Below are 7,349 nucleotides of genomic sequence, written 5' to 3' on the forward strand. Positions count from 1 at the left end.
AATCGCGCGATCTCCGAATCCGTGGGTTAAATTTTGTACGGTTAGTAAACTCATTATTCATACACCTTTTCTACATAAGTTCATGCTTTCTTATTATAAAGGTCATCCGCCAAAAGTGATAGGGGGAGGATGTAAAAAATGGCCGTCAATCGCTGGATAATTGTAACAATTCGTCTATGTCGACGACTAAATAAATAGAAAGGGGTGGGAGTGGTGAGGCGAGCATCCATGATAATATTAACGTTTGCGATCGCGCTGACCGGGTGTCAAGATTCTGGTTCAACAGAATCAGAAGATGAATACCAAGAAGTAAGAGAAAATGTATGGGCTTATGTCGAAAACTCTGAAATTCCTCTTCGTGATAAAGAAGTATGGTTGAATGGCGAAATCAAAGAAAAAGTAGTCGATGAAGAGATCGTTTCTCATCAACAAGTCGATGAGAAGTATTTACATCAGAACGTCATTATGGTTGTTCCAGCTGACAGCAAAAAATATGCAGCCTATCCTTCATTTTTAGTTGATCCAGATACGAAGGAGATTATTACTGTACTTCCGGGCTATTGATTCGATTAAGAGCTGAATAATTAACACTTACGCATATGAAAAGGACCGTCTATAAATTAGGCGCTCCTTTTTTAATACTAGATAATATGAGTAAATAAATAGATTTCCTTTCTAATGAAGGGTAAAATGATAGTTTAAAAGTCCAATTGAGGGGATATTCAACAAAAGGATTTTATTAAAGATAGAGTTAATTAGAAAGGTGTTTGACATTTATGCTACATAACCCAACAGGAAAAGAGCGACTAGGATTAGCGTTCCTTCTCGGCATGCTCGGAATTTTGGGGCCGTTGAATATTGATATGTACTTACCGAGCTTCCCAGGCATTGCCGAAGATTTAAATGCTTCTGCCTCACTCGTACAGCTTAGTTTAACGACGTGCTTGATTGGACTTGCCGTCGGGCAGATGGTTGTTGGTCCAATTAGTGATGCTCAAGGGAGAAAGAAGCCATTATTAGTTTCTATTTCTTTATTCGCATTATCATCTCTGCTTTGTGCGTTTGCACCGAATATTATTGTGCTGGTCATCGCTCGATTTTTACAAGGGTTTACAGCTTCTGCCGGGGTGGTACTCTCACGTGCAGTTGTGCGTGATGTGTTCAGCGGAAGAGAACTTACGAAATTTTTCTCCTTATTAATGGTAATCAATGCGACGGCTCCCATGATTGCACCTATGACAGGAGGGGCCATCTTGCTGCTCCCTTTTGCAAGCTGGAAGACGATTTTCTATTTTCTATGCTTACTAGGTCTTATTATCGTCATGACAATTGGTTGGAAATTAAGAGAAACACTGCCGCATGATAAACGGATTCCAAGCTCCATCAAAAGTTCTGTACAGACGATGGGAAGTTTGCTTAAGGATCGATCCTTTATCGGATATGCTTTGACGATAGGATTCGTCCATGGGGGAAGCTTTGCTTATGTATCTGGAACCCCATTCGTGTACCAGGGAATCTATGGCGTATCGCCGCAAATGTTTAGTGTGCTCTTTGGAATTAATGGGCTGGCCATTATTACAGGGAGTTTCCTTGTAGGAAGGTTAGGCGGCATTATCCATGAAAGAAGCTTATTGCGAGCGGCTGTCATTACCGCTGTTAGTGCGACTTCCGTGCTGCTTGTTATGACAATCATTGAAGGTCCACTTCCTTCACTCGTGATTCCGATTTTCATTTATATGACGGCAATGGGAATGGTTCTGACCAGTACCTTCACGCTTGCCATGGAGCATCAGGGTCGCCGCGCCGGGAGTGCAAGTGCCGTGTTAGGGATGCTCCCGTTATTATTCGGTTCTATGGTCTCCCCACTGGTAGGAATTGACGAAACCACTGCTGTACCGATGGGAGCTACGTTGTTTATCTCGGCTTCAATTGGGGCATGCACATTTTTTACGATGACGAAAAAACCTCAAGCGGCAGCTTCGTAACCGAGTAGAGGGCTACACCAGGGCACAATCACAGCTTTGAAGCGTGCATAAGGCGTAGAAGAGTTGTTTGCTGCTTCAAACCAGTAGCAAATTGACTGAAAGAGAATATTGGCATGATAAGGAGGGAGCGCCCCTCCTTTTTATATTGTAAAATTTGTATTAATCGTTCACCACATAAACTCAATCAGCGAAAATTAATATAGAATCTCTCAGACAGTTACTGAAATCTACTGAACTAGCTTCATACAGAAAGAAACATATAGGAAAAGGAAATTTATGTTAAGGTAGTGTTAAACATAAGTAACTCTAACTTGAAAGGAGTCGGAGCCATGTGGCAGAGTAATTCATTGATTGACCAGCTTAACATCGATTATCCTATCATCCAGGCTGGCATGGCAGGTGGAGTCACGACACCTGAACTTGTTTCAACGGTTTCAAATGCTGGAGGATTAGGAAACTTGGGCGCGGGTTATATGACTCCAGAATCTATGGTAAATAGCTTAAAGGAAATCAAGCGACTCACGAGGCGTACGTTTGGGGTAAACGTCTTTATTCCACTATATCCTCAAGCGACAGGGGCAGAAATAGCCGGGGCGAATAAGCGGTTAGAACCTTATCGAAACGACCTGCAAATCGAACAAGAACCGACTCCGGAGCTGGACCGTTCTCTTTTTGAAAAACAAATCGAGGTGCTAATGACCGAACAAGTTCCCGTTGTCAGTTTCACATTTGGGGTGCCGCCGCGTGAAGTGATCAAGGATTTGAAAAAAGAGGAGATTGTTGTGATCGGAACAGCTACCACGGTGGAGGAAGCGATTATCAATGAAGAGCATGGAGTTGATATGGTCGTCACCCAAGGGAGTGAAGCGGGCGGTCACAGAGGGACTTTTTCCGGAGCTTTTGATCAAGCCATGATCGGAACGATCTCGCTTGTGCCTCAGGTGGCCGATCAAGTAAAGATTCCAGTCATTGCCGCCGGCGGGATTATGGATGGACGAGGCGTTATGGCCGCCCTCGCCCTCGGAGCTCAAGCTGCCCAGCTGGGAACAGCATTTGTCACTTGTCAGGAAAGTGGTGCAAAAGCTCAACATAAAGCAGCGGTCTTAAATACAAAGGAAACCGATACCGTTGTCACTTCTGTCTTCAGCGGTAAACCTGCAAGAGGAATCCGGAATTCCTTTATCGAAGAGATGGAGAAAGGGGACGGTCATGACCTTTTAGCTTATCCTCTGCAAAATATGCTGACGAAGGAGATTCGCAGGGAAGCAGCCAGCCAAAACCGCCCCGAATTTATGTCACTGTGGTCAGGACAAAGCCCCCGATTAAGCAGCAGCCAATCCGCTTCCTCCATTGTGGAGTCGATCGTTTCCCATGTGGAAAAAACGAGATTCCGTGTTTAAACTGAGGTGATGATGGTGAGAAGAGTTGAGGTACGCCCTTATACAGAATCATGGGTAGCGGAGTTTATTAAAGAAGCGGATAAATTAGTGAATATATTTGGAGAAGAAATGATTCAGGTTCATCATATCGGCAGCACAGCTATCGAGGGTTTACCTGCAAAGCCGATCATTGACTTGATGCCTGTCGTGAAAAGTATTCATAGAGTCGAGGACTTTCATGAAGAAATGGAGGGTGTCGGTTATTTAGCTAAAGGAGAAAACGGTATTCCTGGACGCAGGTACTTCGAAAAAGGCGGCGATGATCGAACCCATCATGTACACATGTTTGAAGAAGGAGATGAACAAATTGAGCGCCACCTCGCTTTTAGAGACTACGTAAGAGCGCATCCGGAAGTAAAAAAAGAGTATGGAAACGTAAAAGAGAAATTGGCACAGCGTTTTCCTTATGACATTGCTTCCTATATCGAAGGGAAAGCAGATTTAGTCTCCTCTATTGAAAAGCGAGCCTTGGAGTGGTATCGGAAGAATAAATAATGATATTCAATTGTTTAAAAGGAGTGTTTTTCATTAATTTTCTAGTTGTGTTTCTGGGCGTCCTTTCTTCAGCGATGTTTCTGTATTACTGGGGTAAATCCGGATATGACTATGACGGAAAGAAAGATGAAGGGGAAGAGTAATTGAATCAAATTCTCCCTTCTTAATACTGAAAGGAAGGGAGACTCTGCCCTTTATAGATTAATGAAGAACATCATGATTTTTATCAACATACAATGTTCCATCTTTTTGGACTTCTGCATAAAAAACTTCTTCGATTGATTGAACGCCAGCAGTTTCTAATTGCTGGTTCAGCCAATTTTGATCAAGATTTAATTCTTCTAAATTTCTTTCATTCACTTTGCCATCATTAATTACCGCTGTAGGCAAAGAAAACTTCTCTGTGCTCTTCGGTGGAACTTGCATATCCGCTTTCGTCATAGGTTGTTTCATTTGTTTTTTCAGTACGGAGATCGTGCCGTCCGTCTCAAATATGGCATAGTCAACATCAGAAACGGAAAAGACGTTTTTCTTCCTGAGTAAAACATTCAGTGCATCAACGTCCAGACGTGTTTTACTGAGAGCTTGTTCCATAATTTCGCCATTTCTAACTAAGATGATGGGCTGTCCTTCGATCGAAGTACGGACCTTTTTTGATTTGAGATCTATATAGCCAAGGAGGATAGTAAACGCACTCCATGCTACCAGAGCTATGATTCCATTCCGAACACTGATGGATGCATCAATGGCGAGGGAAGCCCCCAGTGTACCAATCGAAATCGCGGAGACGAAATTGAAAAAAGTCATTTGAGAAATTTCTTTTCTACCCATAAGCCTTGTTAAAAGCATTAATGTTACAAAGGCGAGCGCTAGTCGAAGAACCAATTCAATAATGGACACTAGAAATACCTCCTGTAAAAAGATTATTATCCTTTTATTTTGCGGGTGAAATATAGGTTTTATACATATGAATCCAAGATGGGACTTCCAACTGAGAAGTTCTTTTTTTATGCAAGTAAACGGAAAAGAACATCCTTATGTTGACATGTGACGCCGTGTCACTTATAGTAGGGAATGTTCCAATATGACACAATGTCATAAATGCGATGAGGAGATTTGAAAATGCCAAAAAAGACTTTTTACAACTTGAATGAAGAGAAAAAACGAATACTGATTGAAGCAGCCAAGGAAGAATTTTCACGGGTATCTTTGTATGATGCTTCGATAGCGAACATTTTAAAGAAGGCTGAAATACCGAGAGGGAGCTTTTATCAGTATTTCGAAGATAAAGAAGACGCGTTCTTTTATTTGTTGAATGAACATGCCAAAGAGAGACATGAAAATTTCCTCTTGCATTTAGAAAGATATGAGGGGGACCTTTTTGCGGCGATGACCGAAATCTATCAGGAAGTGTTCGAATACTCCCTTGATAACGGAAAGATCAATTTTATTCGGAATGTTTTGTTGAATATGAACTACAAGATTGAGCATACGTTCACGAAGCATTTATCCGCAAAAGCCAGAGATCAGCGCACGCATAATATTTATCATCTTGTCGATACGGATACTTTAAATATTCACAATGAGGAAGAATTCTACCACGTTATGCAAGTTGTTATTGCCGTAACCTTTCATAACCTTGTTCATTGTGTTTCGAACGACTTTTCAAAAAAAGAAGCTTTGAAGAAATACGAGATGGAAATCAATCTCGTCAAAGCAGGATTAATAAAATAAAAAGAAGGATGATCTTATGGAAAATCAACAAGACACGACTAATCCAGCATCCATTAACAAAGTCCCTCTGTTAATCGTACTTATCTCAGGGGCTTTCGCGGCAATTTTGAACCAGACTTTGTTAGGGACGGCATTGCCGCCGATTATGAAAGATTTGAATTTGGAAGCAAGCACGGCTCAATGGCTGACTTCGATATTCATGCTTGTCAACGGGGTCATGATTCCGATTACGGCCTTTTTAATTGAACGCTTTACAACGAGAAGGCTGTTCCTCACCGCAATGGGACTGTTTGCTGTTGGTACGCTTATTTGTGCACTCGCTCCTAATTTCAGCATTTTAATGGTCGGAAGAGTCGTCCAGGCATCCGGGGCAGGGATTATCATTCCGTTGATGCAGACGATTCTATTCCTGATTTTCCCTGTAGAAAAACGCGGGGCAGCGATGGGGATGTTCGGGCTGGTCATCTCCTTTGCGCCGGCGATTGGGCCGACGTTATCTGGGTGGCTTGTCGAACAATTCCCATGGAGAAGTTTGTTTTACGTCATCTTACCGATTGTCGTTGTTGACTTTATCGTTGCTTATTTCATTCTAAAAAACGTTACGAAGCAGACCTATCCTAAATTGGATATCTTATCAATCATCTTATCCTCCTTAGGTTTCGGCGGAATCTTGTATGGATTCAGTATTGCCGGTACCGATGGGTGGGGCAGCGCGCAAGTGCTTATTTCTCTACTTGTGGGTGCCGTCGCTTTGACTCTATTTATCCTCCGCCAGTTCAAGTTGGAACAGCCTATTCTCGAGTTCAGGGTATTCAAGTTTAATATGTTTACTTTGACAACTGCTTTAGGTATGGTCGTATTCATTGCTATGATCGGTGCTGCCACAGTACTTCCGATTTTGATGCAGGATATGCTTGGTTTCACGGCTTTTGAATCAGGACTGATGCTGTTGCCCGGCGCCTTGATCATGGGATTCATGAACCCGGTTACTGGGAGACTTTTCGATAAGTTCGGAGCAAGATGGCTTGCAATTATTGGACTCCTAATTCTGACGATCACCACATTTATGTTTACGAACTTGACACCGCAAACGACTTTCACTTATTTAGCGGTTGTGAATGCGGTCCGCATGTTAGGAGTAGCGATGGTAATGATGCCGGTTACGACGGCCGGATTAAATCAGCTCCCTCAGAGGCTGATTGCCCACGGGACAGCAATGAACAATACGATGCGCCAGGTATCAGGTGCTGTCGGGACCGCCTTGCTTGTCACCGTTATGACGACGTCTGCGAGACCTTCGGAAGGAGTGTCAGGGTTCGTTCATGGAGTTAATGTCTCCTTTATCGTTGCAGGAATTACAGCTATTATCGGGCTTGTGCTATCCTTTTTCATTAAGAACCCGAAACGTGCGGAGCAAACGAGTGTGAAGCCCCAAGGAAGTAAAGAACGGCCGGCACAAGGGTAAACGATGATGATGTGATAATTTTATATGCTAAGAAAAGGCTCAGAGCTTAGATGCTCTGAGCCTTTTCTTCTACCTAAAGATAATAATTGTTATTCAGCAATCGTGCAGGATTGTGGAAGACTCAGTTTCGAGATAACCGGGGGTCGTTGCTGTATTGAGGTTCAGGGTTGGTTGGGAAGCTACTCGTCCAGATCCCACGCCCAGACACTCGCGTCATAAGCAGAAAATCAA

The 7,349-nt window shown here is 42.8% G+C and carries 7 protein-coding genes; 6 read left to right on the forward strand and 1 reads right to left on the reverse strand.

Features of this window, described 5'->3' with window-relative positions:
* Window positions 1–213: 213 nt before the first annotated feature.
* From LD39_RS13520 to LD39_RS13535, 4 genes are all read left to right on the forward strand, one after another.
* Entirely contained in the window at window positions 214–564 is a 351-nt protein-coding gene (locus LD39_RS13520; protein ID WP_035547850.1) for a hypothetical protein, read from the forward strand.
* Between the two features lie 212 nt (window positions 565–776).
* Entirely contained in the window at window positions 777–1,985 is a 1,209-nt protein-coding gene (locus LD39_RS13525) for a Bcr/CflA family efflux MFS transporter (RefSeq protein WP_035547853.1), read from the forward strand.
* Window positions 1,986–2,314: 329 nt separating this feature from the next.
* The gene (locus LD39_RS13530) at window positions 2,315–3,385 is read left to right on the forward strand and encodes a nitronate monooxygenase family protein (protein ID WP_035547856.1); all 1,071 of its coding nucleotides are present in this window, start codon (window positions 2,315–2,317) and stop codon (window positions 3,383–3,385) included.
* A gap of 12 nt (window positions 3,386–3,397) precedes the next feature.
* A complete protein-coding gene (locus LD39_RS13535) occupies window positions 3,398–3,919 on the forward strand; it encodes a GrpB family protein (RefSeq protein ID WP_369793247.1) in 522 nt (173 codons plus the stop codon).
* A gap of 201 nt (window positions 3,920–4,120) precedes the next feature.
* On the opposite strand, the gene LD39_RS13540 is transcribed toward LD39_RS13535, so the two are convergent.
* Window positions 4,121–4,819 carry a DUF421 domain-containing protein gene (locus tag LD39_RS13540; RefSeq protein ID WP_035547863.1) on the reverse strand — a complete coding sequence of 233 codons (699 nt, stop codon included), beginning with the start codon at window positions 4,817–4,819 and terminating at the stop codon, window positions 4,121–4,123.
* 222 nt (window positions 4,820–5,041) lie between these two features.
* On the opposite strand from LD39_RS13540, the gene LD39_RS13545 reads away from it, so the two are divergent.
* Window positions 5,042–5,653 (forward strand): TetR/AcrR family transcriptional regulator, encoded by a 612-nt coding sequence (locus tag LD39_RS13545; RefSeq protein ID WP_035547866.1) that lies wholly within the window; start codon window positions 5,042–5,044, stop codon window positions 5,651–5,653.
* Between the two features lie 16 nt (window positions 5,654–5,669).
* Window positions 5,670–7,118, forward strand: a complete 1,449-nt coding sequence (locus tag LD39_RS13550) for an MDR family MFS transporter (RefSeq protein ID WP_052158869.1) — start codon at window positions 5,670–5,672, stop codon at window positions 7,116–7,118.
* Window positions 7,119–7,349 lie beyond the last annotated feature (231 nt).

This window comes from Halobacillus sp. BBL2006 (genome assembly GCF_000786645.1).
Classification (GTDB): domain Bacteria; phylum Bacillota; class Bacilli; order Bacillales; family Halobacillaceae; genus Halobacillus.

Coding starts and splice junctions, on each gene's coding strand:
- LD39_RS13535 (WP_369793247.1), top strand. CDS start 3,398: ATGGTGAGAAGAGTTGAGGTACGCCCTTATACAGAATCATGGGTAGCG.
- LD39_RS13545 (WP_035547866.1), top strand. CDS start 5,042: ATGCCAAAAAAGACTTTTTACAACTTGAATGAAGAGAAAAAACGAATA.
- LD39_RS13525 (WP_035547853.1), top strand. CDS start 777: ATGCTACATAACCCAACAGGAAAAGAGCGACTAGGATTAGCGTTCCTT.
- LD39_RS13550 (WP_052158869.1), top strand. CDS start 5,670: ATGGAAAATCAACAAGACACGACTAATCCAGCATCCATTAACAAAGTC.
- LD39_RS13530 (WP_035547856.1), top strand. CDS start 2,315: ATGTGGCAGAGTAATTCATTGATTGACCAGCTTAACATCGATTATCCT.